Origin of the sequence: Streptosporangium sp. NPDC023825 (assembly GCF_040639575.1) — a bacterium.
In the GTDB taxonomy this organism is placed as follows: domain Bacteria; phylum Actinomycetota; class Actinomycetes; order Streptosporangiales; family Streptosporangiaceae; genus Streptosporangium.
Genome location: NZ_JBFAAE010000074.1, coordinates 14484 through 40909 on the forward strand (window position 1 = coordinate 14484; position 26426 = coordinate 40909).

Here is a 26426-nt window from a genome sequence, read left to right on the forward strand (position 1 = left end):
GGCGGTCCGCCCGTTCCCGGCGGCCCGGTCACCCCTCGGCCGGTTCCCCGCGGTCCGGGGCCGGTGCGGCCGGGAGGGTCCTGATTCCCAGGACGGCGCTCCAGGCGGCGAAGGCCAGGAGCAGGGCCGTCTGGCCGGCCATGCCGAGCGTGATGGTCCGGCTCACCTCGTCGTCGAAGTCGGCACCGTACCCCATCGTGGCCAGGCGGACACACAGCATCGGCAGCGCCAGGATCGCCAGGGCGATCGGCCACGACGGGGTACGCCGGGCGGGCGCGTACACGTGCACGCAGCCGTACGCGACGCCCGCGCCCAGGATGAGCGCGCTCGCCAGGCCGGGATCGTCCAGCCACGGCCATACCCAGGCGGCGGTCGTGGGGGACGCGATCGCGTCGTGCAGCGCGACGAGGGCGGCACCGGCGACGAGGGGAGGCAGCAGGAGCCACGCCGGTCGGCGCACGAGCCGCGCGTCCCGGTGGAAACCGGCCCACAGGGCCAGCACCGTGACCAGGGACGGCAGCAGGCCGATCAGCGCGCTCCACAGGAAGACGTCCACGCGCTCCTGGAGCAGGAACGGCAGCTTCAGCGCGAACGCGAGGAGCGCCAGCGCTCTGGCGGCGCGCGGACGCCCGGCGAGGAGCGCCACGAGCGGGGCGAACCAGAGCGCGCCCGTGAAGCCTCCCAGGATGACCACGAGCCGCTCGGGTGAGCCCGGGGGCCCGGCCCCCTGGGCGAGCAGGGGGTGGGCCTCGCCGATCACCCCGTACATGCGCAGCGTGGCCGTGGCGGCGAGGGCTCCGAGCAACGCCTGGAAGCCCACCCCCAGCAGGGCGACGAGGCGGATCGTCTCTCCCCACGCGAGGAACCTCGGCACCGTGTGACCCGCTCCCCCGAGACGGACCCGGACCGCCAGCACGGCGACGCTGACGATCTCCGACCAGCGAGGCCGGGGCCCGTCGGCGTCGGAGACGCCCGGCGAGCCCTCCAGGAATACGGAGACCATCTCCTCCTCGCGCTCGGCTCGGTAGGAGGCGGGCAGCAGGCGCAACCAGCTCCGGTAGCGATCCTCCAGCAGGCTCATCGGCACGCCCCTCTCCCACTCGCTCTCACACAGGACTTCACTCGGTACTTCGCGCTCGTCCTCACGCGGGAACTCGCGCAGGACCTCGCGCCCGCCCTCACGCGGGGCTTCCGGCGGCGGACGGCCGGCCGTGCTGAGCATGCTGAGCGTGCCGGGCGCGGAGCCGGTCGACGGCGGTCCTGGCGTTCTCCGCGAGCCGGACGGCCTCGGCCTCCAGCGTCCGCGAACCGGAGTCGGTGAGCCGGTAGTAGCGGCGCAGCCGCCCCTGCTGGACCTCCTCGCGGTCGAGGGCCACCAGCCCGTCACCCGCCAGCCGGTCGAGCACGCCGTAGAGCGTGCCGACCTTGAGCTGGACCCGCCCGCCGGACAGCCGCTCGACCTCCCGCACGATGCCGTAGCCGTGACACGGCTCGTCGACCAGCGCGGTGAGAACGAGGAACGCGGGCTCCGTCATCATCCTTGGAGTCATGCTTCGCAGCATATATCGGCAAGCAGGATATGACGAGGGGCGGATCTCACGCGACGCCGGGCGTTCAGGCGCGGATGGCGGTCGCCGGGACCGGGGTGGGGTCGGGCGGAGGGCCCAGGGAGGCGGTCGCGGTCCAGGCTGCGGCGTACATGATCACCCGGGCCGAGAAGTTGATCCAGACCAGCAGGCCGACCACCACGGCGAACACCCCGTAGACGGGGTTGTTCAGGGTGCCCGAGAGGATCAGTGCGGCGAGCTGCTTGAGCAGGGCGAAACCGGCCGCGCCGAGCAGGGCTCCACGCAGCAGCACCCGCCACGGCTGCCTGGACCGGCCCAGCCCGCGCAGGATGACCAGGAAGACGACGACGTCGGTGAGCACGCTGACCGCCAGCCCGGCCAGCCAGATCGTGGCGGTGGCCACCGCCGACCCCGACAGGCCGAGCCATCCGGCCACGACCCCGCTGGCCTGGGTGGCGAAACCGGCGACCAGCACCGACGCCACCATCGTCGTGCCGACGATCACGAGTGCGGCCAGGTCCCTCAGCTTGGCCAGGGCGAAGTTGAGCGGCGCCTCGGTCGTCATGGAGATCTCGCGCAGCGCGCCGCGCAGGGCGTCGATCGCGCCGAGCCCGGCGTAGAGGAGCCCGAGCAGGCCGATGATCCCGGCACTGGTCCGGGAGTCGGCGATCTGCTTGATCGGCAGCTTGTCGGCGAGGCCGGGCAGGTACTGGTTGATCGCCGTCTGCAGGGCCTGGGTGGCTTCGGGCCTGGTGGAGAGGAAGTAGCCGAAGACCGCGAAGGCCAGCGCGACGATCGGGAAGAAGGACAGGAAGGCGAAGTAGCTGACCGCTCCGGCGAGCCGGTCTCCCGACTGGATCTGGTAGCGCTGGAAGGTCCTGACCAGGTGGTCGAGCCAGTGCCACCTGACCCGGGCCGTGCCGAGTGTCCTTCCGAACCGCTCACGGGCCGCTTGGATGCGTTCCAGCACGCTTGTCACGTGCGCCCCCTACCCAACCACCTCCGTCCCGATCGTGGACGGCGGCGGAAAAGCGGCCGTGCGTGTGTACGGGAGCGTGCGTGTGTACGGGAGAACGCCGCTGTACGGGAGAACGCCGCGGCCCGGGCGGGAATCCCGCCCGGGCCGCGCGTAGGAGGATCACGAGGTGGGCAGGAACCCCACCCGGTCGCGCACCCTGGCCATGGTCTCGGCGGCCACCGCGCGGGCCCGGGTGGCCCCGACGGCGAGCATCCGGTCGAGCTCGGTCTCGTCGGCGAGCAGCTTCTCGGTGCGCTCGCGGATCGGGGTGAAGGTGTCGACCACGAGCTCGGCCACGTCCTTCTTGAACGTGCCGTACCCCTGCCCGGCGTAGCGGGCCTCCAGCTCGGGGATCGGGACGCCGCTCAGCGCGGACTGGATGCGCAGCAGGTTGGTGACGCCGGGCTTGTTCTCGTCGTCGGCGAGGACCTCGGAGCCGGTGTCGGTGACCGCGCGCATGATCTTCTTGCGGAGCGGTCCCGGCGGCTCCAGCAGGTCCAGGATCCCGGTGGGCGAGGAGGACGACTTCGACATCTTCGCCGTGGGCTCCTGGAGGTCGGTGATCTTCTCGACCCCCTTGACGATGTGCGGCTCCGGCAGCGTGAAGGTCTCGCCGAAGCGGTGGTTGAAGCGCTGCGCGAGGTCGCGGGTGAGCTCCAGGTGCTGCTTCTGGTCCGCGCCGACCGGAACCCGGTTGGCCTGGTAGAGCAGGATGTCGGCCGCCTGCAGGATCGGGTAGGTGAACAGCCCGACACTGGCCGAGCTCTCACCGGCCTTGGCCGCCTTGTCCTTGAACTGGGTCATCCGCCCGGCCTCGCCCATGCCGGTGAGGCAGATCAGCACCCAGGCCAGCTCCGTGTGCTCACGGACGTGACTCTGCACGAAGACCGTGGAGCGCTCAGGGTCGAGACCGGCGGCGAAGAGCTGGGCCGCGGCGACCCTGGAACGCCTGCGCAGCACGTCCGGCTGGTAGTCCACGGTGATCGCGTGCAGATCGACGACGCAGTAGAAGGCGTCGTACCCCTCCTGCATGGCGACGTACTGCCTGATGGCACCGAGGTAGTTTCCCAGGTGGAAGGAGTCTGCGGTCGGCTGGATTCCCGACAGGACACGAGGACTGGCCATAGCAGCCAATTCTGTCAGCTGCCGGGAGTGGTTGGCCCGTCGATCACGGCATCCCGCCCCCGGCCCCCCCTTCCGGACCCCCCTACGGCCTCACCCCGGACCCCGCTCACGACCTCGCCGGAGAACCCCGCTCACGGCCTCCCCCCGGACCCCGCTCACGGCCTCGCCGGAGAACCCCGGTCGCGCGGGGCGCTCCCCGTCAGCTGTCGGGCGCGGGCGGCGCCTCCGGCCGCGACGTGCTCCGCTTGATCCTCACCCGGGCGACCCTGCGCCCGTCCATCTCGGTGACCGTCAGGTCGAATCCCGGGATCTCCACCCGCTCACCCAGCGCGGGAAGGTGGCCGAGCGCCCACATGACGAACCCGCCGAGGGTCTCGTACGGGCCGTCGGCCAGGCGGATCCCGCTCTCGGTCGCCACCTCGTCGAGGTTGGCCAGCCCGTCGAGCTCGACCTCCCCCGCGGGCAGCGCGACGTGCTCGTCCGCCACGTCGTGCTCGTCGCGGATGTCGCCGATCAGCTCCTCGACGAGGTCCTCCAGGGTGACGATGCCCGCCGTGCCGCCGTACTCGTCGACCACGATCGCCAGGTGGTGGCCCTCCCTGCGCATCTCCGACAGCGTGGCCATCAGCCGCTTGCTGGTGGGGACCAGCTTGACCGGGCGGATCGGCACCAGCTCGCTGATCGGCTCGATGGACCCGGTCAGCACCGGGTCGAGCAGGTCGCGAATGTGGACGAAGCCCACGACGTCGTCGTAGGAGTCGCGGTAGACGGGGAAACGGGAGTGCGGCATGGCCGCGGCCAGGACCGCCGCCTCGGCCAGCCGCGTGTCTGCGGACATGAACTCCACCTCGGTGCGCGGCAGCATCACCTCGCGGAGTTGCCGCTTGCCCGCCGCGAACACCTCCCCGATCAGGTGGCGCTCGTCGGCGGTGAGCTCCTGGTGGCCCACCACCATGTCGCGCAGCTCCTCGGTGGAGATCTCCTCGCGGTCGGCGTCGGGGTCGCCGCCGAGCAGCTTGACGACCCCGTCGGTGGACTTGGACAGCGCCCAGATGATCGGCCGCGACAGCGCGGCCATCCGGTCGAGGAACGGCGCGACCAGCAGGGAGATCCCCTCGGCGCGCTGCCTTGCGATCCGTTTGGGGGCCAGCTCGCCGAACACCAGCGAGGCGTACGAGATCGCCAGCGTCACCAGCACCAGGGAGAGCGGGGCCGTCACGGCCTCCGGCACCCCCCAGCCGGTCACCACGGGGATGAGGTCCTGGGCGAGGGTGTCGGCGCCGAAGGCGGCCGAGAGCATGGTCGCCACGGTGACGCCGATCTGCACCGCGGACAGGAAGCGGTTGGGGTCGCGGGCGAGCTTGGCGGCTCGCGCCCCCCTGCGACCCCGGGTGTCGAGCCGTCTGACCTGGCTCTCCCTGAGAGAGACCATGGCCATCTCGGCCGCGGCGAAGAATCCCCCGATCAGTACGAAGAGCATGACCAAGGCGATGTTCGCCAGGACGCTGTTCACGAGATCGTCTCCGTCGTGGCGGTCGCCTGTTTCGGCGGTGGCCGATATTTGATGTGCCAGCATATGCTGGCGATAGACTTACAAAAGTAAACAAGTACAAACATCATCAAACAGGAGGCTCCGTGAAGCTGCTCGTCACCGGAGGCGCCGGATACATCGGCGGGGTCGTGGCGGCGCAACTCGTCGAGGCGGGCCACGAGGTCACCGTGCTGGACGACCTCTCCACCGGCCACGCCGACGCGGTGCCGCCGGGCGCCCGCTTCGTCGAGGGGTCGATCACCGAGGCCGCCGGCCTGCTGCCCGGCACGGACGCCGTGCTCCACTTCGCGGCGAAGTCCCTGGTCGGCGAGTCCGTGGAGCGGCCCGGCCTCTACTGGGCGCACAACCTCGGCGGCACCCTGGCCCTGCTCGACGCCATGCGGGGCGCCGGGGTGGGCCGGATCGTCTTCTCCTCCACCGCCGCGACGTACGGCGAGCCGGAGCGCTCCCCGATCGAGGAGACCGACCCGACCCGGCCGACCAACCCCTACGGCGCGTCCAAGCTCGCCGTCGACACCGCGCTGAGCGCGTTCGCCGGGCTGTACGGCCTGGCCGCGGTGAGCCTGCGCTACTTCAACGTGGGCGGCGCCTACACCGCCGGAGACGGCAGGGTCTACCGCGAACGTCACACCGTGGAGACCCACCTGATCCCTAACATCCTCGCCGTCGCACTCGGCGGTCGCGAGTCGGTCAGCGTGTTCGGCACGGACTACCCCACTCCCGACGGCACATGTGTGCGCGACTACATCCACGTGGCCGATCTCGCCAGGGCCCACCTGCTGGCGCTGGACGCCTGCTCGCCGGGCGAACACAAGATCTACAACCTGGGCAACGGGACGGGCTTCTCGGTCCAGGAGGTGCTGTCGGTCTGCCGTGAGGTGACCGGCCACGAGATCCCCGCGGTCGTGCGCGAGCGCCGCGCCGGCGACCCGGCCGTGCTGGTGGCCTCGTCGGAGAAGATCCAGCGCGAGCTCGGCTGGAAACCCGAGCACCCCTCGGTCCGCGACGTCGTCGCCGACGCCTGGGCCGCCATGCTCGGCTGACACCACCCCGCCCCGCCGCCCCGGCCGCGCCACCGGTCTCGGAGATCTGCAACCGGGGCCGGGCGCGGACCGGCCGGCCGTGCCTACCTCAGACTGAAGCGGGCCGTGTTGTTGGCCGGGCGGCGGTCGCCCAGCCGGAGGGAGTAGACGGTCGCCTCGGCCCGTGGCGTGTGCGCGCGGGCCGTGAAGGCGAGCATGAAGCTCACCCGCCGGCCCGCGCCGACCGTGCGAAGCCTGCACCCGACGTAGGCGGGGTGGGAGTCGCACCGCGCGCCCCTCGCCGACATGAGACGCGCCCCGCCGGTGTCGAAGAGGACCCCGGCGTCGTGGACGCGCCGCGGCCCGCGGTTGCGCACCACGGCGGCCACGGTGACCAGGCGGCCCGCACGAGTCGCGCGCGACAGCCTGACGGCCAGGTCCGCACCCTCGTCCACCTCGGTGAGCGTCTCGGCGAAGTTGTCCGTCTCGTCGTCGTCCACGACCTCGGAGGAGAGCGTGGCGCTCGCCCTCAGCGTGCCCCGCGCGCCGGACCCCACCACCCCGGTGATCGTCACCCCGCCGGTCTGCCCGGCCAGGACGTCCGTCGGCGAGGGACAGACCACCTCTCCGGCCACGGCGCCGGGAAGGCACTCGGCGACGTTGACGCCGGCCACCGCCACCTTCTCGGGCAGTCGTACGGTGAGCAGTGGAAGCACCGCGTCGCCGGGACCGTCGTTGCGCACCTCGGCCCGGTAGGTCAGCGGCCGCCCGGGCTGCGCGCGCTTCGGGGAGACCGTCAGCCGCACCGACAGGTCCGCGCCGCCCCAGCCGTCGTCGTCGGGGGAGGCGGGCGCCCCCCGGGGGGTCGCCACGAGCGCGAGACAGATCACCCCGGCGACGATCCGCACCGCGGCGTACTCCCTGAACACCGATCCCCCGACCACAAGTGATCATTGAACGCCGGGTCGCGCCGCTCCGCGATGATCGACACGCCGCCTTTTCCTCCGCCTTCCCCCGCCACCCGCGCGGCGGGAGGGCCGGGGAGGGACGAAAGGCCGGGAACGCGAAAGGGCGGGAACCCGGGAGGCGGGGAACGCGAAAGGGGCCCCGGCACGCCGGGGCCCCTTTCGCGTGGCGACCCAGATCAGTACGGCCCGGATGCGGGACGGCCCATGTCAGGACGGCCTGGATGCGGGACGGCTCAGATCAGGCCGAGCTCGCGTACCGCGGAACGCTCCTCCTCCAGCTCGCGCACCGTGGCGTCGATGCGCTCGCGGGAGAAGGCGTCGATCTCCAGACCCTGGATGATCTCCCACTTGCCGTCGCGCGAGGTGACCGGGAAGGACGAGATGAGCCCATCCGGCACGCCGTACGAGCCGTCGGAGGGAATCGCGGCCGAGGTCCAGGCGGTGCCGTTGACCCAGTCGAAGACGTGGTCGACCGCGGCGTTGGCGGCGGAGGCGGCCGAGGACGCGCCCCGGGCCTCGATGATCGCGGCGCCGCGCTTGGCGACGGTGGGGATGAAGGTGTCGCGCAGCCAGGCCTCGTCGACCAGCTCGGCGGCGATCTTGCCACCGACCTCGGCGTGGAAGAGGTCCGGGTACTGAGTGGCGGAGTGGTTGCCCCAGATCGTCATCTTCTTGATCTCGGTGACCGGGACCTGCAGCTTGGCGGCGAGCTGGGACAGCGCGCGGTTGTGGTCGAGGCGGGTCATCGCGGTGAAGCGCTCGGCCGGGACGTCCGGGGCGTGCTGCTGGGCGATGAGCGCGTTGGTGTTGGCCGGGTTGCCGACCGCCAGCACGCGGATGTCGTCGGCCGCGTTGTCGTTGATCGCCTTGCCCTGCGGGCCGAAGATGCCGCCGTTGGCCTGGAGGAGGTCGCCGCGCTCCATGCCCTTGCTCCGGGGGCGGGCACCGACCAGCAGCGCGACGTTGGCGCCGTTGAACGCCACGTTCGGGTCGTCGGTGATCTCGATGCCGCTCAGCAGCGGGAACGCGCAGTCGTCGAGCTCCATCGCGGTGCCCTCGGCGGCCTTCACGGCCTGCGGGATCTCCAGGAGGCTCAGCGTGACCGGGACGTCGGCGCCCAGCAACTGGCCCGAGGCGATGCGGAAAAGCAGCGCGTAGCCGATCTGACCGGCGGCGCCGGTGACGGTGACCTTTACGGGAGTCTGGGCCATGACCTTCCCCCACTCGAAGGATGAATTGTGACGCTCGGATGCTACCCGTCCACGGTGGACGGCCGTCCGGCGAGTGCCCCGATCCGCGTTCCGGGCAGTCGGCCGGCAGTCGGCCGGCAGGGCGAGCACGACGAGCGCCCCGCGACGGCGGGGCACGGCCCTGGCACCGGCCCCAGGTCAGGGCCCCGGCAGAGGTCCCCGCGAGGCCCGGCGCGGTCAGGTGCAGGCGGCCATGGTGGGGGCGTCGTTCTCCCGCGCCGGGAACTTGACCCTGGAGAAGTGCTTGTCGAGCAGCGTGCGGATCGTGCCGCTCCGGTAGAGGTCGGCGACGGCCCCCTTGACGGCCTCGCAGGTGCGCACGTCGCCTCTCTTGAGGGCCACCGCGTAGCGCTCGTCGGTGAGCTTCAGGCCGAGCAGCTTGTAGCGGATGCTCTCCCGGTTGGCGAAACCGGCCAGCAGCAGGTCGTCGCCCGGGATCGCGTCGACCTGCCCGGCCTGCAGCATGTTGACGCACTCGGAGTACGTCTGGGCGGCGACCAGCGTGAGACTCTCGACCGCGCCCTGCAGGACGGCCACGGCCGCGCTGGAGGCCGGCTGGCACATCCTTCCGCCCTCCAGGCCCGCCAGGTTCGTGATCGGCGAGCCGTCCTTGACGAGGACGTCGACGTGGGCGAGGTAGTACGGCCCGGCGAAGGTGACGTCGTCCGTTTCGTTGATCGAGTACGTCGCCAGGACGAGGTCGACGTCTCCGTCCGCCAGCAGTTTCGGCCGTTCGGGGCGGCCGGTGCCCCGGAAGGTGACACCGCTCGCCGGCACTCCCAGCGCTTTGGCGATCTCCAGGGCCAGGTCGATCTCGAAGCCGCTCCACCTGCTCTGGTTCTGCAGGGCGATGCCGGGCAGGAAGTCGCGTACGCCGACGACGAGCCTGCCCGTTTTGGCGGCCTTGTCCACCACGGAGGTGAACGCGGTGGGGACGGGTTCCTCCGGTCCGCCCTCCGAGGCGGCTCCCGGCCACCAGCGGACCGCGGCGGCCCCGCCGGCGATCAGCAGCAGCACGGCCACGGCGGCGGCGATCCAGCGCCCCCTGCGCGGGCGCGGCGGCGCTTCCGGGGCCCCGACGAGGGTCGTGGACGCCTGCCAGCTGGGCGGCGGCACCTCGCCCCCGTGATCCGTGTACCCCGTAACGTCGCCGTACGCGGGAGGCGGAGGGTGGTCCCAGTAGTCCGGCGACGACGGGTGGTCGTGACGCGCCGGTGAGCGGCGATCCGGAGAGAGGGGGTCCGGTGGGCTCTGCTGCGGGAGGCGGCGGTCCTCGGGGCGCGACTCGGGAGAGCGCTGGTCCGGGAAGCGCTGGTCCGGGAAGCGCTGGTCCGGGAAGCGCTGGTCCGGGAAGCGCTGGTCCGGGAAGCGCTGGTCCGGGAAGGACGGATGCTCCACGGGAGGAGGGGCGGGGAGGTGTGACGGCCCGCCGTGGGCGGCGGGTGCGCGACGCTCGCCCTGGCCCGGCCCGGTCTGACCACCCGGTCCCGGGCGAACCCCCTGACCGCCCTGACCCGGCCCGGTCTGATCGCCGTGAACGGGGTGGGGGTGCTGGTCATGGACGGGGTGCCGGGCCTGGAATCCCGTGGACGGGAGGGGCAGGTCGCCCGAGACGCCGCCCGTCCGGGGCTTCGGGGTGCGCATGGGACTGGTGGCGTCGTGGTCACGGCCATGATCGCCGTCGTCGGCGGGTCCCCGGTCGCGACCCTGCTCACGGCCCTGCTCACGGTCACGCTCCCGGGAACGGGATTCGTCGCGGGGCGGCTCCGGGACGGCGACCTTGGCGCCCTGGGTGAGGATCGCGGACGAGGCGTTCACCGTCTCCGTGTGGCCGAGCAGCCGCAGCAGGAGCTGGTCGGCCGAGGGCCGCGTGGCGGGCGACTTGGCCAGCGCCGAGCCGACCACGCCGCGCAACGGCTCCGGCAGCGCGCCGAGGTCGACCTCGTGGTTGAGGATCCGGTTGAGCACCACGGCGATCGAGCTTCCGGCGAAGATCGTCTCACCGGTCGCGGCGAACGCGATGGTCGCCCCCCAGGCGAAGACGTCGGTGTGCGGCCCGACGTCGGCGCCGGAGATCTGCTCCGGTGCCATGTACGCGGGGGTGCCGATGGCCCGGCTGGTGATCGTGCCGGTGGAGTCGAGGATGCGGGCGATTCCGAAGTCGACGACCCTCGGGCCGTCGGCCGCGATGAGCACGTTGTCCGGCTTGAAGTCGCGGTGCACGATCGAGGCGTGGTGGATCGCGGTGAGCGCGGTGGCCGTGCCGATCGCCAGCCGCTGCAGCGGGGCACCCTTGAGAGGGCCGTCGGTCTCCACGACCTCGCGCAGCGACCTGCCCTCGATGTACTCGCTCGCGATATAGGGGGTGTCGCCTTCGAGATCGGCGTCCATCACGCCCGCCGTGCAGAACGAGGCGACCCGCTGGGCCGCCCTCGCCTCCCTGGCGAACCGGGACCTGGCGATGGTGTCGCCGGAGAACTTCACGTGCAGCAGCTTGATCGCCGCCCGCTCCCCCGCGGCGTTGACCCCCAGGTAGACGATGCCCTGCCCGCCCTCGCCGACCCGCCCGACGACGCGGAACGGCCCGAGCTGGCGCGGCTCTCCCGCTTCCAGTGGCGCGATCTCCGGCATCATCGTCCCCACGGTCTCGTAATCTTCGACGTGGCAAACTTTACGGCGCCATGACCCGCCCTCTCTCCCTGTTATCCCGACGTGACCTCACATTTCTCACGACAACGACCTGTCCCCGCCCGTGTCACGATGAAAAACGGCAGACGCCCCCACCCCCCAATCTCCGACATTCACCCCAATCTGGGGCTCCAGCCGCTTAGATCGCTACCGTTGTACGTCCCTCAGGCAAGCCGGAGCTAAAACTTCCATGCGCCGATATATCGGTTATCGCGAGTTCGTGCAGCGCGATCAGCGTTCCCTCGTCGGCACCGCCCTTCTCCTCACCGGCAGCCACGAGCAGGCCATCCGCCTCACCCTGCGCTCCTTCCACACCGTCGCCCTCTCCTGGCCGCCGCCGCTGTGGGAGAACCCCACCACGCACGCCCAGATCGCGCTCTACCGCCGCTTCCTCCAGCGGCCGAGCGCCGCCGGCCCGACGGCCCTGGTACGGATCCCGCCCCGGCAGCGGCTCCTCGTGGTCGCCTGCCTGCACGACGGCAGGTCCCGCGCGGAGATGGCCTCCCTCCTCGGGCTCCCGGAGGAGACCGTGAAGTCGGAGATCGCCGAGGCGGTCGACACCCTCACCAAGGGCAGCGAGAGCCGTCTGATCACCAGGATGGCCACGGCCGCGGGTGAGGCCTCCGTCCCCGACCTCACCGTCCGGTCCATGCGCACGCTCAGGCGGCGTCGCGCCAGGGGGGCCCTCCTGGGCGTGGCGGCGGCGCTCGTGCCGGTCGGCCTGATCGCCGCCTTCGTCGTGTCCCAGCAGGGCGAGGTGTGGAACTCGGCGCTGGGCGAGCGCAGCCGGCCGCACGCGGCACAGGCGCAGGAGCCCGTGGGCGCGGTCTCCAGCCCGGAGCCGGACGGCTCGGGGCCGGGCGGCGGGGAATCCGGCGCCGTCCCGGCACCGTGGCGGGCCCCGCGGACCTCCTCGGTGATCCGCTACGCGGTCCCCGGGCCGTGTCCCGACGCCCCCGTCGGGACACCTCCCGCGCGCGCCGGAGACGTCACCTGCGCGGGCTGGACGCTGACAATGGCCTCCGGCGGCCCCGAGAGCCCCGCTCCCGGCCTGGCCGGGTGCGATGGCCGGAAACCCTGCGCGGCGACGCTGCGCGTCCCCGACGCCGCCCAGCGCCTCGCGCACGGCGACGAGGAGAAGAGCCCGAGACTCTCCCCCGCCATCAGTCCTGACGGGCGCCGCATCGCCTACCTGAGCGCGGCGGAGCGCCGGTACGTGGCCCACGATCTCAGCAGTGGCGTGAAGCGCTACCTGTCACCGGTCCTCGTCCCCGCCGACACCGAGAACGGCGCGCGGGTGAGCGTCTCCCCCAACGGCCGCCACTTCACCGTCACCCTCGGCGAGCGGCGGCTGCGAACCGATTTCGCGACCGGCGCCCTGACGTCTGTACCCGCAGGACAGACGCCTCCGGCGCAGCGGATCGCCCCCTGGCTCCAGAAGAGGTACGGGACCTGGTCGGACTCTCCCGGCGGGAGACACTCCGCCGCGGTCGTCGCGGGGAAGGGCGAGGACCTCGGCAGCCTCCACATCATCGACGCCGAGTCGCGACGGGTCTTCAAACGGCTCGCGCTCCCCGAGGTGAGGCGGCCCGCCACGGCCGAGGTCGTGAGCTGGCTGAACAACCGCGAGGTGGTCGTGAGGATGAGCGCCAAGGCCGGGGGCGGCCCTCTCGGCTCCTTCCGGGTGGACGCCGTCACCGGGCGGTCGCACCGCGTGCCCGGCCTCCCCGCCAACGCCCCGCTCGTCCTGGGGGCCGTGGCGGCACCGTGACCTGGGGGCCGTGGGCGGCACCGTGACCTGGGGGCCGTGGGCGGCACCGTGACCGGCCTCCCGGCGTCGTGACGACGACTCCGCGGTCGCCGGGCGGGCCGGTGGCCCCGTGAGCGCGGTGCGACCCGGTTCACCTTCGGTACGCGAGATCGCGCCGCGCCTTCCCGCCTGTGACAACCCCCTTCGGCCACCGTTTCTCGTCATCGGCGAGATGCGCGGGGGCGCTTCCCGTCCGCGCCCCTCACACCGTTCCCGGCCGCGACCTCCGCACGGGACATTCAACCGCGGGTCGTCCGGCGAATTGACGTCCGGTAGCGCGCACCGTCGCCGCGCGTGTTCGTCCGCGTCGACCGGGCGGGGAAAAGTGTTTGCCGACGCAACGTTTTCGATGCGCCCCTGCCGCCCATTCTGCCCATCGGCTCAGGTCAGGGGCTTTTCCCGCACCTGGGCGTACATATCCCATCACATGTCCCCACCTCCATCCTTGACATACGAATCGTGATATAGGCATACTTCCTTTTGGCACACCTGAAACTACATTTCAGGTGACACCACATTACCGCTGCGAAGCGTTGACCTCTTGGGGAGGGGGAAAAATGCGCATCCTCGAATGGGACTAGGGGATCCTGCACGGTGAGCCGATGCGCCAAAGCGCCAGCTCACCCGCACCCAACGAACTCTTTCCGGCGACTCACCTGAACATGCGTTTCAGGCGATGCCGCGCTTCCGCTGCAAAGCGTTGACCTCTTGGGGGAGGGGGAAAAATGCGCAGCACCGAGTGGGACTAAAGGAAACTCCGCCGTAAACCACCGACTCCACGGGGAGGGGAAACATGCGCATCGTCGAATGGGAATAAGGAAAACTCCGCAGTGAGCCGATGCGCCAGAGCGTCGGCTCACCCGCACCCGACGAACTCTTTCCGGCGATTCACCTGAACATGCGTTTCAGGTGACACCGCATTTCCGCTGTGAAGCGCCGGCTCACCACGGGTAGCGGGAAACATGTGCGACATCATCTGGATCTAGAAAAACCATGGTGAGCCGGCGCGACACGGCGTCGGCTCACCATGGGCCAGCGGACTCTTTTCCGTGGCCTCTCCGGAACATGCGTTCCATGCGACACCGCTTTTTCGCCGTGAACCGCCGCCGTGTCCCACGGTGATCACGAGCCGCAACGGCCCAGAACGAAGAAACGGCCGTTGCCCGGCACTCACCGTGCCGGGCAACGGCCGTTTCGACTTACAGGCTCATCTTCTTCTTCAGGTTCTCGTCCAGCGCCGCCAGGAAGTCCTGGGTGGTCAGCCACTTGGCGTCGCCGCCGACCAGCAGGGCGAGGTCCTTGGTCATCTGGCCGCCCTCGACGGTCTCGACGCAGACCTGCTCCAGCTTGTCGGCGAAGTCGATCAGCGCGGGGGTGTTGTCGAGCTTGCCGCGGTGCTGCAGGCCCCGGGTCCACGCGAAGATCGAGGCGATCGGGTTCGTGGAGGTGGGGTTGCCCTTCTGGTGCTCGCGGTAGTGGCGGGTCACCGTGCCGTGGGCGGCCTCGGCCTCGACGGTCCGGCCGTCGGGGGTGAGCAGGACCGAGGTCATCAGGCCGAGCGAGCCGAAGCCCTGCGCGACGGTGTCGGACTGGACGTCGCCGTCGTAGTTCTTGGCGGCCCAGACGTATCCGCCCTCCCACTTGAGCGCCGCGGCGACCATGTCGTCGATGAGACGGTGCTCGTAGGTGATCCCGGCGGCGTCGAAGTCGGCCTTGAACTCGGTCTCGAAGACCTCCGCGAAGATGTCCTTGAAGCGGCCGTCGTAGGCCTTCAGGATCGTGTTCTTCGTGGAGAGGTAGACCGGGTAGCCGCGCGACAGGCCGTACCGCATGGAGGCGCGGGCGAAGTCGCGGATCGAGTCGTCCAGGTTGTACATCGCCAGCGCGATGCCGGGGCCGGGGAAGTCGTAGACGTCGAGCTCGATCGGCTCCGAGCCGTCCTTGGGGGTGTAGGTGAGGGTCAGGCTGCCCTCGCCGGGGATCTTCAGGTCGGTGGCGCGGTACTGGTCGCCGAACGCGTGACGGCCGATGATGATCGGCTTGGTCCAGCCGGGGACGAGCCTCGGCACGTTGGACATGATGATCGGCTCGCGGAAGATGACGCCGCCGAGGATGTTACGGATGGTCCCGTTCGGGGACTTCCACATCTTCTTGAGGCCGAACTCCTCCACCCGAGCCTCGTCGGGGGTGATCGTGGCGCACTTGACGCCGACTCCGTACTGCTTGATCGCGTTCGCGGCGTCGATCGTCACCTGGTCGTCGGTGGCGTCGCGGTGCTCGATCCCGAGGTCGTAGTACTTCAGGTCGACGTCGAGGTAGGGAAGGATCAGCTGGTCCTTGATGAACTGCCAGATGATCCGGGTCATCTCGTCGCCGTCAAGCTCGACGACGGGGCCCTCTACCTTGATCTTGGGCATGCGTGTGGTTCCCCTTCTGAACTAAATTGGCCAGACAGTCCTTTTTGAGGCTCACTGGCCGTTGAGGCTATCGGACGTGGTCGATCCCCTCGTGGCGCACCCGGCCATCCGACCCGTCACATCGGTATGTGGTCCTTGAACTCAAGGATGACCCCGGCCACCATCAGCACGACGCCGAGACCGCCCAGCGTGACGACGTCGGTGACCTTGCGGCGGACAGCGAGCCGCCCGCCTCCGAACAGCCGGGCGAGCGCGCCCAGCGTCATGACGGCACCCATGGCGATCCCGCCCCAGTAGGGCATGCCCAGCAGCACGGCGAGGACCAGCGCGACGAGCGCGCCGCCCACCACCAGGGGATAGGCCCCCCAGCGCTCCCTGTTCACCTCGGCCGCTCGCGCGCTCACCGGCCCACCACCCGCTCTCGCCCCTGACGTCGGCTCATCGCTCGGAGATCGGCTTCCACTTCTGGTCGCGCTCGCCGATGTACTCGCTGTCCGGGCGGATCAGCCGGTTGTCGGCGTGCTGCTCGATGACGTGTGCGGTCCATCCTGACATGCGGCTGACCGAGAAGACGGGAGTGAACAGGTCCGTCGGGATGCCGAGATAGTGGTAGACGGTCGCCGCGTAGAAGTCGACGTTCGGGTAGAGGCCCTTCGTCTCGAAGACGACCTCCTCCATCTCCTTCGACATCCGGTAGTACGTGTCGTCGCCGGAGGCCTCGCCGAGCTCCTGCGACATCTTGCGCAGGTGCGTGGCGCGCGGGTCCTCGGTCTTGTAGACGCGGTGCCCGAAGCCCATGATCTTCTCGCCGGCGGCGAGCCGGTCCCGGACGGACCGGGCGACCGAGCCCGCGTCGAGCGACTCCAGGGTGCGCATGACCTGCTCGTTGGCACCGCCGTGCAGGGGGCCCTTGAGGGTGCCGATCGCCGCCACGACCGCCGAGTGCATGTCGGACAGGGTCGCGGCGCAGACGCGGGCGGCGAACGTGGAGGCGTTCATCGTGTGGTCGGCGTGCAGGACCAGGCAGGCGTCGAAGATCTCGACCTCGCGCTCACCGGGGGTACGGCCGGTGATCTGGAGCAGGAAGTTCGCCGCCACGCTCAGCTCGGGGTCCGGATCGGGCACGGTGGCCCCGGTCCTGGCCGCGTGGTAGCGGGCCACGAGGATCGGCTGCTGCGCGGTCAGCCTGGCGGCCTTGCGCAGGTTCGCCTCGGGGGCGTTGGTGCCCTTGTCCGGATCGTCGCCTCCGGCCATCGAGACCAGCGTGCGCAGCGCCTCCATGGGAGCCTGCTTCTCCGCGATCTCCTGGATGTTGGCCTCGGCGAGCGTGCCGAGCGTGCGCCCTCGGACCAGTTCCTCCCCGTACGTCGACAGTTGCTCCCGCGTGGGGAGGGTGCCGTACTGGAGCAGGTGGGCGGTCTCTTCGAAGGTGGTGCGGCCGGCCAGATCGTGGATGTCGTAGCCACGATAGAAGAGGCGACCGGCCTGACCGTCGATGTCACTGAGCGCTGTGGACGCGGCTACGACATCGGCGAGACCTTTGGTGGGCTTGTCCGCCATGAGTGTTTCCTCCGCTTATCTGTGTCCGAAGTCTACCTGTGAGCAGCGGAAACCCTCCCGAGAGGTACAGACCAATTTCACGAAGGATTCTCCTTCTGGCAAAGGCGATTCCCCATCACCTCGTTTGGGTAAGCCGGAGCTGTAGGAATAGTTACGGCGGGCTACCTGGGGAGGAACTGCCGTGGAGGGGCCGTTCATACGCATCGAGGACACTGGCGAGGTGGTCCCGTTGCGCCCCGAGATCACGACGATCGGACGTGGCCGGGGAGTGGACATCCGGCTCACCGATCCGAGTGTTTCCCGGCTGCACGCGGAATTCGTCCGGCGCGGACCCTACCTGTACGTCGTTGATCTGGGCCTGTCCCGCAACGGCACTCGGGTCAACGGCCGGCCGATCGCCCGGAGGGTGCTTGACGACGGTGACGTGGTGTCCTTCGGCGCGGCACGAGGCAGGATCGGCGGAGTGCCGCGCGAGGACTTCGCCCCGGAGGTCGAGCTCCGCCGCGCCGCGGCACCGGAGCTGACCAGGCGGGAGGTTGATGTCCTGACGTCGCTGTGCCGTCCGGCGCTGTCGGACGAGGCGTTCGTCGCACCGGCCACGGCCAGGGAGATAGCCGACGATCTGGTGGTGACGGAGGCGGCTGTCAAGCAGCACCTCCTGCGTCTCTACCAGAAGTTCCGCATTCCCGAGGGGACCAACCGGCGCACCAGGCTGGCGAACGAGGTCGTCGCCCTGGGGCTGGTCAGGCCCACCCCCGTGGTGCCGCCGCAGCGCGCGGCCGGTTCCCCGGAGCCTCAGACGGCGTCGTCCACCACCGCGAACCGCAGGGCCTCATAGCGGACCGCGGGCTCCCGCGAGTGGGATCAGCCCCGCTCGCGGGCACGCCTCTCGGCGGCCTCGACCACGTTGGTGAGCAGCATGGCCCGGGTCATCGGGCCCACGCCGCCGGGGTTGGGGGTGAGGAAGCCCGCGACGTCCTCGACGCCCGGGGCCACGTCACCGGCGATCTTCCCGTCGACCCGGGAGACGCCGACGTCGAGCACGGCGGCGCCCGGCTTCACCATGTCCGCGGTGATCAGGTGCGGCACCCCGGCCGCGGCGACGACGATGTCGGCGCGCCGGGTGTGGGCCGCGAGGTCCTGGGTGCCGGTGTGACAGAGGGTGACGGTGGCGTTCTCCGAGCGGCGGGTCAGCAGCAGGCCGAGCGAGCGGCCCACGGTGATGCCGCGGCCGACCACGACGACTTCGGCCCCCTTGATCGGCACCCCGTACGCCTGCAGGAGTGTGACGATGCCGTACGGCGTGCAGGGCAGCGGCGCGTCGACCATGTGGACCAGGCGGCCCAGGTTGACCGGATGGAGACCGTCGGCGTCCTTGGCCGGGTCCATCCGCTCGATCAGCGCCTGCGTGTCGAGGTGGCGGGGCAGCGGGAGCTGGACGATGTAGCCGGTGCACTCGGCGGAGGCGTCGAGCTCGTCGACGACCGCCTCGACCTCGGCCTGGGTGGCGTCCTCCGGCAGGTCCCTGCGGATGGAGGAGATGCCGACCTCCGCGCAGTCGCGGTGCTTGCCCGCGACGTAGATCTGGCTGCCGGGATCACCGCCCACCAGGACGGTGCCGAGCCCGGGGACGACACCCCGCTCCCTCAGCGCGGCCACCCGCGCCGTGAGGTCTGCCTTGATCTTCGCCGCCGTGGCCTTGCCGTCGAGAATCCGCGCGCTCATGCGGACAACCCTCTCACGGGATCGGCGGGAGCACCGGGTCCCCCGGGATCAGCCGCGCTCCGCCTCCCTCGCTTCCCTTCGCTCGATGATCCTGCGGGTGAAGGGAATCCACTCCATGGCCCGCCCGCTGAGGTAGGCCGCGCCGAGCGCGATGATGATCATCATCCAGGGGCTGATCCAGAAACCATGCATGATCACGAAGGCGTACAGGGCGTGGTCGAGCAGGGGCATAGGGGAGCTCCACGACTGGGACGAAAGGGATGCTTCAGACTAACCGCAGGTCAAACCTTTTTCATCCAGGGAGTCCTGTCTAATCCGCCACTTTCTTATCTCCTGTGTGCGGCCGCCACAGCCGTGCGGCGGCCGCACGCAGGGGATGGATCAGTGGAAGAAGTGACGGGTGCCGGTGAAGTAGAGGGTCACCCCGGCCGCCTCGGCCGCCGCGACGACCTCCTCGTCCCGGATCGAACCGCCCGGCTCCACGATCGCCCGCACTCCCGCGTCGATGAGGATCTGCGGGCCGTCGGCGAAGGGGAAGAACGCGTCGGAGGCCGCCGCGGCCCCTGAAGCGCGCTCGCCCGCCCGGGAGACCGCGAGCCGCGCCGAGTCGACCCGGTTGACCTGGCCCATGCCGACGCCCACGCTCGCGCCGTCCGAGGCCAGCAGGATCGCGTTGGACTTCACCGAGCGGCACGCCTTCCAGGCGAAGGCGAGGTCGGCGAGGACCTCGGCGGAGGCGGCGGGCCCGGCCTTCAGCTCCCAGGCGGACGGGTCGTCGCCCGGGGCGTCGACCCGGTCGGCGATCTGCACCAGCAGGCCGCCGTCGATCCGGCGGAACTCCGCCGGGTTGGACGGCCCCGCGGGGCAGGACAGCAGCCGGATGTTCTTCTTGGCGGTGAGCACCTCCAGCGCCTCCTCCGTGAAGGAGGGGGCCACCACGACCTCGGTGAACACCTCGGCGATCTGCCGGGCCAGCTCCCCGGTCACCTCCGCGTTGACCGCGATCACCCCGCCGTACGCCGAGACGGGGTCGCAGGCGTGTGCCTTGCGGTGCGCCTCCGCGACGTCGGCGCCGACCGCGATGCCGCACGGGTTCTGGTGCTTGATGATCGCCACGGCGGGCCCGTCGAAGTCCCAGGCGGCCCGCCAGGCGGCGTCGGCGTCGAGGTAGTTGTTGTAGGACATCTCCTTGCCGTGCAGCTGCTCGGCGTTGGCCAGGCCGTCCTTCTGCCCCGAGTACAGGGCGGCGCCCTGGTGCGGGTTCTCGCCGTAGCGCAGCGGCGACCGCAGCTCCCAGGCCGCGCCCATGTAACGCGGCCACGCGCCGTCCTCGGCGGCGTAGACGTTCGCGAACCAGGAGGCCACCGCGGTGTCGTACGAGGCGGTGTGGGCGTACGCGGCGGCGGCCAGGCGGCGGCGCTCGTCGAGGGTGAAGCCGCCCGCGGCGACCGCGGCGAGCACGTCGCCGTAGGAGGCGGGGTCGACCACGACCGCGGCGGTGGCGTGGTTCTTGGCACCGGCCCGGATCATGGCGGGACCGCCGATGTCGATCTGCTCCACGCACTCGGCGTCGGAGGCGCCGGAGGCCACGGTCTCCTGGAACGGGTAGAGGTTGACCACCACCAGCTCGAACGGTTCGATCTCCAGCTCTTCGAGCTGCTTGACGTGGGACGGGTTGCCGCCGTCGGCCAGCAGCCCGGCGTGCACGCGCGGGTGCAGCGTCTTGACCCGGCCGTCGAGGCACTCGGGGAAGCCGGTCAGCGACTCGACAGGAGTGACGGGGACGCCGAAGGAGGCGATCCTCGCGGCGGTGCCCCCGGTGGAGACGATCTCCACGCCCGCGGCGTCGAGCCCGCGGGCCAGTTCCTCCAGCCCGCTCTTGTCATACACCGCGATCAACGCGCGCCGGATGGCGATGCGGGTCACTTCGTGCTCCTCCTGGTTGGTTCCGGTTTTCTCCGAGGCGCCCGGCTCATCCACCGGGTCGTCCGAATCGGACAGTCCTGCCGGTCACGGTCCAGCCCTCGCGGGCCATCCGGCCGACGGTGTCGACGAGCAGATGGCGCTCGACGGTCTTGATGCGCTCGTGCAGGGCCGCCTCGTCGTCGCCGTCCAGCACGGGCACGGCCTCCTGGGCGATGATCGGCCCGGTGTCGACACCCGCGTCGGCGAGCATCACGGTGCAGCCGGTGACGCGCACGCCGTACGCGAGCGCGTCGCGGACGCCGTGCGCGCCGGGGAAGGAGGGCAGCAGGGCGGGGTGGGTGTTGAGGACCGGGAAGGCCTCCAGCGTCGGCGCGCCGAGGATCTTCATGAACCCCGCGCAGACCACGAGATCCGGCCGGTACGCGGCGATGCGGGCGGCGAGCCTCTCGTCCCACTCCTCGCGGGTGGGGTGGTCGGCCAGCCTCTCCACGAAGGTCGGAACCCCCGCGCGCTGCGCGCGCACCAGGCCCTCGACACCGGCGCGATCGGCACCCACGGCCACGATCCGGGCACCGTAGGTTTCGTCTGCCACAGCGTCCAGCAGGGCCTGTAGGTTGGTTCCAGAACCGGACACGAGAACCACAAGCCGAACGGCCTGGGATGACACCGACGCACTCCATTCGGACGGGGACTCACGCCGCTGCAAGGGTATCGGCCTGTCCGCACGAACAACGCAAGGAGGTCAGGTGACACTACCGGTCGAGGTCCGGCCTGCTGAGAGCGCCGGTCGGAGGGCGCTGTGGCTCGCGGTCGCCGCGGTGGTGATGACGCTGGTGCTCCCCCTGGCGGGAATCGTCATGGCGATCTTCGCCCTCATCACCTCGATCCGCGCGATCAGGACGCTCCGCTCCATCCCCAAGCCGGCCGGCACCGCCGTGGTGGGCGTCGTGCTGTCGGCCGGAGCGTTGCTGATCTCGATCGCGGTGACGGCGCTGCAGTTCTACTTCGGTGACGAGCTTGCCGCCTACACCGAGTGCGGCAGGGGCGCGGGCACCATAGCGTCGCAGAACGAGTGCGTGGAGCAGCTCGAACGGGCCATGGAGCAGAAGATGCCCTTCCTCCAGCCGGGCCAGGTGCAGTTCCCGTTCCCGCCCTGACCCGCCCCTTTCCGCCCTGCCGCCCTGACCCGCCCCTTTCCGCCCTGCCGCCCTGACCCGCCCCTTTCCGCCCTGCCGCCCTGACCCGCCCCTTTCCGCCCTGCCGGCCTGTTCCCGCCCTGACGCGCCCTTTCCGCCCTGACCCGCATCTTTCCTCCCTGACGGCCCGTTCCCGCCACGACCGGCCGCCGGTGGCGACGCCGCCCGCACTCCCGGGAGAGTGCGGGCAACTCCCGGGAGAGTGCGGGCAGGTCCTGGGAGAGTGCGGGCAGGTCCTGGGAGAGTGCGGGCAGGTCCTGCCTCCTCGATCGGTGGCGGTGAGAGCTACGGCCTGCGGGAGCTACGGCCTGTAGGACGGGGGCGGGACGCGGATCTTCGCGGCGATCCTGTCCAGTTCGCCGGCCAGGGCGGGATCGACCTTGACATGGACGGCGACCTCCGGGCTCTCGAAGAAGATCCCCCGGCGACCGTCCGGACCGGTGGTCCTTATGCCCATGGGCGGCCTTCTCGTGCGCGCGGACTCCCGCTTCTCCCCGCGCAGGAACTCGTCCGCCCACTGGCTGCTGTGCAGGACCGCGCCGCGTATCACGGTGACCTCGACGTCGCGCGAGCCGTCCGACCAGCGTCCGGCCTTCGCGCTCCAGCCCTTGCCGAGCCGTGTCGTCTCCCCGGCGACCCGCCGCAGGCCGGGAGGCAGGTAGGCGACGGTGACGTGGTCGACCGCGTCACCTGAGGTGGACGGCTTACCGGAGGCGGGCGACGGCTCGGCGGGGACGAGGCCCTTCACGATCCTGTCCAGCGTGGTCTCGAGGCCCTGGTTCACCGCCACGACGTATCCGAGACCGGGCCTTTCCAGCCACAGGCGCATCCGGGTCTGCGAGGCGCCCCCCGCGCCCCCGGCGGCCCGGTACCCGGGTTTGCCGCGAACCTTCTCCGGAGTCGCGGCGGACAGCTTCTGGCGGGTCCTGGCCCAGGTGAGCAACGCCTCCGCGTCCGCGGCGCTCACCCCGCGCACCGCCAGGAGCCGGACCGAGGCGCCGCCGTCCCCGCCCCACCCGAGCTCGGCCCACCCGGTCTGGTCGACCACGGAGAAGGGAGTCTTCAGGTACAGGCCGGGAGGAACGTAGGTGACGCGCAGTTCCTGGAAGACTCCGCCGGTCGGATCCTTGGGGATGAGACCACCGGCGATCCTCCGCAGGTCGTCCCGGTGCCGGGCGCCCACCGTGACGCGCAGGACCAGGCCGGGCCGCTCCTCCCAGACCAGGTCGTCCCTCTCGGCGCGGGTGAACGCCCCGCGGCCGCGCACCTGCACGGCGAGGACTCCCGGCAGCGTCTCGGGCGTGCCCTTGATCCCGCCGAGCACGCGCTCGGCCCCCCCTGTGTGGAAGGCCGGGTCCCGGTAGACCGTGACGCGGACGAAGTCGTCCCCCGACCCCCAGGTCGCGCCGGTGCCTCGGAGACCTCCGGCGTCGGCTCTCTCCAGTACGGGGGCGCCGAGACCCGCGGGCAGGTAACCGACCTTCACCCCGTCCACGCCCACCGCCTGGGTGGGGGAGGCGACGCCGCTCCGGTCCCTCACGGTCAGATATGCGGGTACGGCCGCCGCCAGCACGGCCGCGGCGACCAGGGCCACCGCCGTCGTACGGGCCCTCCTTCCCCGCCTCGCGCCCTGTACGACCCGGTGGGCGAGGCCGGGAGGCGCGCCGAGCGCGGCGGTCTCCTCGACCATGGCCAGCCGGAGTTCTTGCTCAACGTTCGGCATGGGGAAACTCCTCCTCGTGAAGGCCGGCGCCGATCAGGGCGCGCAGACGGGCCAGCCCCTTGGACGACTGGCTCTTGACCGCTCCGATCGAGCAGCGGAGGACCTCGGCGGTCTGGGCTTCGGTCTGGTCCTCGAAGAAGCGCAGGACCAGTACGGCGCGCTGGTGGGGCGGCAGGCTCCGGAGACCGGCGATCAGGACCTGACGAAGCTCGACGCCGCTCAGGGAGTCGGGTGCCGGAGTCTCCGGGGGCGAGCCGGTCAGGAAGATCCGCAGGACCGCGCGACGGCGGGCGCGGCTGATGGCGGTGTTGACGATGATGCGGCGCACGTAGGGTTCGGGATCGCTGCCCGCGTGCAGGCGGCTCCAGCTGCGGTAGGCCTTCTCCAGCGCGCTCTGCAGGACGTCCTCGGCCTCGTCGCGGGATCCGCAGGTGAGGTGGGCGATCCTGAACAGGCTCGCTCCCCGCGCCGCGACGAACTCGGTGAACCCCTCGTGACCGCTCACGCGGCCGTCTTAGGTCTCATACCCGTCCATACGCCCGGCCCCGTGCGAAGGGTTTCCAAGCATGACCGGATCCCCGGTCACCGGATTCTCAGTCGCGGTCCCAGGCGTAGGGGTCGACGTAGATGACGTGGCCGCCCTTGTCGTCGGTCTCGTCGACGATGTCGCGCCGGGGCGGGCGCGGCGGGTCGGGGCGGCGGGCCTTCTGCGAGCTCTCCGACGCGGCCGAGGCGTGCTCGTCCTCCCAGTCGTCCCTGATGACCGGGATCGGCTGGGTGTCGCACTCCGTGGCGTCCAACCAGTAGCCGGGGAGCTTCTGGAGCTCCTCCGGCTCGGCGAAGCCGACCTTGCCGGCCGCCGAGGCCGCCGCCTTGGCGATCTTGACACCCGCCTTGCGCACCGGCGCGGTGGCCGTGCCGACCTTGGCCGCCGCCTTGGTGACGGCCGTGTTGTGGCCACGGAAGATCAGCCACCAGTTGGCCAGCCCGGCGGCGATCCCCGCCGCGACGCCCACCTCCAGGGTCACCGAGAGCATCACCTCCCACCCCGCCGGGCCCAGCGCGGACAGCCGCGCGCCGCCCAGCGAGCCGCCGGAGAGCGCCGCGAGCAGGCCCGCCGTCGCCCCGGTCGCCAGCCCGCAGACGAACCCCCACAGCGGTGCCCCCTCGTACGAGGAGGAGGGCGAGATCCGGACGACCAGGACGCCCGCCACGGCCCCGGCCACGAACGGCACCGCGATCACCATCATCACCCAGGCCGGGGTCGGGCCCGCCTCGGGCAGCGCGCCCAGGATCGGCAGGCTCGGCACCGTACCCAGCTGCACGCCCGTCGGCGCGACCAGCGTGCCGGTGCCGACCGCGAAACCGGGACCCGCGATGTAGGCCAGCCCCCAGATGACGGCGTTGAGCAGGTAGAGCCCCTGGACCAGCAGGAGCAGCATCCCGCCGACGAACCCCGGCGCCAGGATCCCGGACAGCTCCTGGACCTGCCCGAAGTTGACCACGACGGCCCCGAGCACCATGACGGCACCCGCCATGAGCATGATCGCCAGGGCGGCGGACGTCCCGACCACGACCGAGCGCAGCCGCTCGGGCAGCAGGCGCAGCATCGACCGCCAGGGCCCGATCGTCCTGGCGACGGCCACGGAGCCCGCGATGAAGGCCAGCGCCAGATGGCTGACCAGCACGTCGCCGAGGAAGGGCTGGGTGATCTCGTTCCTGGTGACCAGCGCGATCAGCCCGGCCAGCAGCGCGTACGGCGCCGCCAGCGAGATGCCCGCCTGCGCGATCAGGACCAGCTGAGCCCTGCGGCGGGCGTTGGACACCTCCTTCGGGGTGTTCTTGGGCAGCCGGGCGGGCAGCCGGAGCCGCAGGTCCGCGTCGCGGGCCATCCACATCCCGGCGCGGTACAGCAGGAAGGCGGGCAGGACCGTCAGCCCGAGCGGGAGCAGGCCCACCGAGCCACCGGGTATCGCGAAGCCCGCGTGGTGCGCGGCCAGCCAGAGCTGCGACGCGGTGCGGAACACCGCGGGCAGGCCCGCGCCGAGCGCACCGCGGGGAGCGGCGATCCAGCCGACCAGGGTGAGCGTGGTGAGCACCGCCAGCCCCACGCCGAGGGTCCACGCGGCGGCGAGCATCCCGGAGACGGGAAGCGGCCGGCGGACGTCATCGTCGTCACCCGTGAGGCCGGGCAGGGGGATACGGCTGAGGACGTTGCGGGGAGCCGTCCGTAGCTGATCGAAAAGGGCCGTCACAGTAGTCGATGGTCTCAGGATCTTCGGTGCGGAAGGGACTCCCGCGCCCGCGTGTCGCGCACCGTGTGACAGGAGTCCCCTGTGGTATCCGGACCGCGCCGGCACGGGAACCGCTTGCGTCCCCTCCCCGGAGAGGGACATACGGCCGTCAGCCGATCAGGCCACCAGGCCACCAGGCCATCAGGCGATCGAGCGACCACCCGTGAGGAACCGGTGAGGAACCGCGGCGGGGCGGCGGGGGGGGGATCCCACCGGGGCCGCGCACCGGGGCCGCATGACGAAGGGCGCCCGGCGGGATGCCGGACGCCCTTCGACGTTCATCGACGTTCATCGACGCGGCGGGAACGGCGCGCGACCCGGTGCCGGGCCCGCCACCGATCGTGCGGCGCCCCGACCGCGTTCACTCACCCGGAGCCGTGCCCCGGAGCCCATGCCCCGGAGCACGCTCCGGGGCGATGCGCCGCCGCGTCAGCCCGTTCCCGGGGCCGTGAACCCGGGGCCGTGCGCTAGAGCGACTCGACGACCTCGCGCATCAGGCGGGCGGTCTCGCTCGGGGTCCTGCCGACGCGGACGCCGACCTTCTCCAGGGCGTCCTTCTTGGCCTGGGCGGTGCCGGCCGAGCC

General features: G+C 71.2%; 22 protein-coding genes and 1 pseudogene. 4 read left to right on the forward strand and 19 right to left on the reverse strand.

The genetic code is table 11. The annotated features are described in order from the left end of the window. Window positions 1-28: 28 nt before the first annotated feature. The 5 genes from AB0G15_RS38220 to AB0G15_RS38240 all read right to left on the reverse strand — a co-directional run bounded on the left by AB0G15_RS38220 (window position 29) and on the right by AB0G15_RS38240 (window position 5224). Entirely contained in the window at window positions 29-1081 is a 1053-nt protein-coding gene (locus AB0G15_RS38220) for a hypothetical protein (protein ID WP_362849954.1), read from the reverse strand. Window positions 1082-1178: 97 nt separating this feature from the next. Beyond that, the gene (locus AB0G15_RS38225) at window positions 1179-1550 is read right to left on the reverse strand and encodes a PadR family transcriptional regulator (protein WP_362849957.1); all 372 of its coding nucleotides are present in this window, start codon (window positions 1548-1550) and stop codon (window positions 1179-1181) included. 64 nt (window positions 1551-1614) lie between these two features. Continuing rightward, complete coding sequence (locus AB0G15_RS38230; RefSeq protein WP_362678750.1) at window positions 1615-2547, reverse strand: YihY/virulence factor BrkB family protein; 933 nt, start codon at window positions 2545-2547, stop codon at window positions 1615-1617. Between the two features lie 159 nt (window positions 2548-2706). Beyond that, window positions 2707-3711 carry a tryptophan--tRNA ligase gene (gene trpS / locus AB0G15_RS38235; protein ID WP_362849961.1) on the reverse strand — a complete coding sequence of 335 codons (1005 nt, stop codon included), beginning with the start codon at window positions 3709-3711 and terminating at the stop codon, window positions 2707-2709. Window positions 3712-3910: 199 nt separating this feature from the next. After that, window positions 3911-5224 carry a hemolysin family protein gene (locus AB0G15_RS38240; RefSeq protein ID WP_362849964.1) on the reverse strand — a complete coding sequence of 438 codons (1314 nt, stop codon included), beginning with the start codon at window positions 5222-5224 and terminating at the stop codon, window positions 3911-3913. Between the two features lie 122 nt (window positions 5225-5346). Between AB0G15_RS38240 and galE the strand changes: the two genes are divergently transcribed. Continuing rightward, entirely contained in the window at window positions 5347-6306 is a 960-nt protein-coding gene (gene galE, locus AB0G15_RS38245) for a UDP-glucose 4-epimerase GalE (protein WP_362849966.1), read from the forward strand. Between the two features lie 83 nt (window positions 6307-6389). Here the strand turns inward: galE and AB0G15_RS38250 are convergent, their stop codons facing one another. The 3 genes from AB0G15_RS38250 to AB0G15_RS38260 all read right to left on the reverse strand — a co-directional run bounded on the left by AB0G15_RS38250 (window position 6390) and on the right by AB0G15_RS38260 (window position 11137). Then, window positions 6390-7229, reverse strand: coding sequence for a hypothetical protein (locus tag AB0G15_RS38250; RefSeq protein WP_362849969.1), 840 nt, complete (start codon window positions 7227-7229; stop codon window positions 6390-6392). Between the two features lie 257 nt (window positions 7230-7486). Beyond that, window positions 7487-8464: a malate dehydrogenase gene (locus tag AB0G15_RS38255; RefSeq protein WP_362849972.1), complete on the reverse strand. Its 978-nt coding sequence runs from the start codon at window positions 8462-8464 to the stop codon at window positions 7487-7489. Between the two features lie 216 nt (window positions 8465-8680). Continuing rightward, window positions 8681-11137 (reverse strand): transporter substrate-binding domain-containing protein, encoded by a 2457-nt coding sequence (locus AB0G15_RS38260; protein WP_362850003.1) that lies wholly within the window; start codon window positions 11135-11137, stop codon window positions 8681-8683. A 274-nt stretch (window positions 11138-11411) separates the two neighbouring features. Here AB0G15_RS38260 and AB0G15_RS38265 point away from each other — a divergent pair, with 274 nt between their 5' ends. After that, complete coding sequence (locus tag AB0G15_RS38265; RefSeq protein ID WP_362849974.1) at window positions 11412-12962, forward strand: sigma factor-like helix-turn-helix DNA-binding protein; 1551 nt, start codon at window positions 11412-11414, stop codon at window positions 12960-12962. A 1238-nt stretch (window positions 12963-14200) separates the two neighbouring features. Here the strand turns inward: AB0G15_RS38265 and AB0G15_RS38270 are convergent. From AB0G15_RS38270 to AB0G15_RS38280, 3 genes are all read right to left on the reverse strand, one after another. After that, entirely contained in the window at window positions 14201-15418 is a 1218-nt protein-coding gene (locus AB0G15_RS38270) for an NADP-dependent isocitrate dehydrogenase (protein WP_362849977.1), read from the reverse strand. A gap of 116 nt (window positions 15419-15534) precedes the next feature. Further along, window positions 15535-15822, reverse strand: coding sequence for a DUF3017 domain-containing protein (locus tag AB0G15_RS38275; RefSeq protein ID WP_362849980.1), 288 nt, complete (start codon window positions 15820-15822; stop codon window positions 15535-15537). A 34-nt stretch (window positions 15823-15856) separates the two neighbouring features. Next, window positions 15857-16978 carry a citrate/2-methylcitrate synthase gene (locus AB0G15_RS38280; RefSeq protein ID WP_362678713.1) on the reverse strand — a complete coding sequence of 374 codons (1122 nt, stop codon included), beginning with the start codon at window positions 16976-16978 and terminating at the stop codon, window positions 15857-15859. Between the two features lie 181 nt (window positions 16979-17159). On the opposite strand from AB0G15_RS38280, the gene AB0G15_RS38285 reads away from it, so the two are divergent. Further along, window positions 17160-17816 carry an FHA domain-containing protein gene (locus tag AB0G15_RS38285; RefSeq protein ID WP_344749230.1) on the forward strand — a complete coding sequence of 219 codons (657 nt, stop codon included), beginning with the start codon at window positions 17160-17162 and terminating at the stop codon, window positions 17814-17816. Window positions 17817-17842: 26 nt separating this feature from the next. Here the strand turns inward: AB0G15_RS38285 and AB0G15_RS38290 are convergent, their stop codons facing one another. The 4 genes from AB0G15_RS38290 to purN all read right to left on the reverse strand — a co-directional run bounded on the left by AB0G15_RS38290 (window position 17843) and on the right by purN (window position 21296). Beyond that, window positions 17843-18703: a bifunctional methylenetetrahydrofolate dehydrogenase/methenyltetrahydrofolate cyclohydrolase gene (locus tag AB0G15_RS38290; RefSeq protein WP_362849983.1), complete on the reverse strand. Its 861-nt coding sequence runs from the start codon at window positions 18701-18703 to the stop codon at window positions 17843-17845. Window positions 18704-18751: 48 nt separating this feature from the next. After that, a complete protein-coding gene (locus tag AB0G15_RS38295; RefSeq protein ID WP_362678706.1) occupies window positions 18752-18934 on the reverse strand; it encodes a hypothetical protein in 183 nt (60 codons plus the stop codon). Between the two features lie 150 nt (window positions 18935-19084). Further along, window positions 19085-20629: a bifunctional phosphoribosylaminoimidazolecarboxamide formyltransferase/IMP cyclohydrolase gene (purH, locus tag AB0G15_RS38300; protein WP_362849986.1), complete on the reverse strand. Its 1545-nt coding sequence runs from the start codon at window positions 20627-20629 to the stop codon at window positions 19085-19087. Window positions 20630-20675: 46 nt separating this feature from the next. Further along, complete coding sequence (gene purN / locus AB0G15_RS38305) at window positions 20676-21296, reverse strand: phosphoribosylglycinamide formyltransferase (protein ID WP_362849989.1); 621 nt, start codon at window positions 21294-21296, stop codon at window positions 20676-20678. Window positions 21297-21375: 79 nt separating this feature from the next. On the opposite strand from purN, the gene AB0G15_RS38310 reads away from it, so the two are divergent. Beyond that, window positions 21376-21786: a hypothetical protein gene (locus tag AB0G15_RS38310; RefSeq protein WP_362849992.1), complete on the forward strand. Its 411-nt coding sequence runs from the start codon at window positions 21376-21378 to the stop codon at window positions 21784-21786. A 340-nt stretch (window positions 21787-22126) separates the two neighbouring features. Here the strand turns inward: AB0G15_RS38310 and AB0G15_RS38315 are convergent, their stop codons facing one another. The 4 genes and pseudogenes from AB0G15_RS38315 to AB0G15_RS38330 all read right to left on the reverse strand — a co-directional run. Beyond that, window positions 22127-23548: a hypothetical protein gene (locus AB0G15_RS38315; RefSeq protein ID WP_362849995.1), complete on the reverse strand. Its 1422-nt coding sequence runs from the start codon at window positions 23546-23548 to the stop codon at window positions 22127-22129. Continuing rightward, window positions 23535-24053 (reverse strand): SigE family RNA polymerase sigma factor, encoded by a 519-nt coding sequence (locus tag AB0G15_RS38320; RefSeq protein ID WP_362849998.1) that lies wholly within the window; start codon window positions 24051-24053, stop codon window positions 23535-23537. Before AB0G15_RS38320 ends, AB0G15_RS38315 begins: the two co-directional genes overlap by 14 nt. 88 nt (window positions 24054-24141) lie before the next feature. Beyond that, window positions 24142-25803 (reverse strand): DUF6350 family protein, encoded by a 1662-nt coding sequence (locus AB0G15_RS38325; RefSeq protein ID WP_362850000.1) that lies wholly within the window; start codon window positions 25801-25803, stop codon window positions 24142-24144. Between the two features lie 506 nt (window positions 25804-26309). After that, a pseudogene (locus AB0G15_RS38330) lies at window positions 26310-26426 on the reverse strand (succinate--CoA ligase subunit alpha); the annotation flags it as partial.

Bases quoted from the DNA above. Each gene is read 5' to 3' on its own strand.
- AB0G15_RS38280 (WP_362678713.1), bottom strand. From the start codon at position 16,978: ATGGCGGACAAGCCCACCAAAGGTCTCGCCGATGTCGTAGCCGCGTCC.
- AB0G15_RS38290 (WP_362849983.1), bottom strand. From the start codon at position 18,703: ATGAGCGCGCGGATTCTCGACGGCAAGGCCACGGCGGCGAAGATCAAG.
- AB0G15_RS38315 (WP_362849995.1), bottom strand. From the start codon at position 23,548: ATGCCGAACGTTGAGCAAGAACTCCGGCTGGCCATGGTCGAGGAGACC.
- AB0G15_RS38220 (WP_362849954.1), bottom strand. From the start codon at position 1,081: ATGAGCCTGCTGGAGGATCGCTACCGGAGCTGGTTGCGCCTGCTGCCC.
- AB0G15_RS38255 (WP_362849972.1), bottom strand. From the start codon at position 8,464: ATGGCCCAGACTCCCGTAAAGGTCACCGTCACCGGCGCCGCCGGTCAG.
- AB0G15_RS38295 (WP_362678706.1), bottom strand. From the start codon at position 18,934: ATGCCCCTGCTCGACCACGCCCTGTACGCCTTCGTGATCATGCATGGT.
- AB0G15_RS38260 (WP_362850003.1), bottom strand. From the start codon at position 11,137: ATGATGCCGGAGATCGCGCCACTGGAAGCGGGAGAGCCGCGCCAGCTC.
- trpS (WP_362849961.1), bottom strand. From the start codon at position 3,711: ATGGCCAGTCCTCGTGTCCTGTCGGGAATCCAGCCGACCGCAGACTCC.
- AB0G15_RS38270 (WP_362849977.1), bottom strand. From the start codon at position 15,418: ATGCCCAAGATCAAGGTAGAGGGCCCCGTCGTCGAGCTTGACGGCGAC.
- AB0G15_RS38225 (WP_362849957.1), bottom strand. From the start codon at position 1,550: ATGACTCCAAGGATGATGACGGAGCCCGCGTTCCTCGTTCTCACCGCG.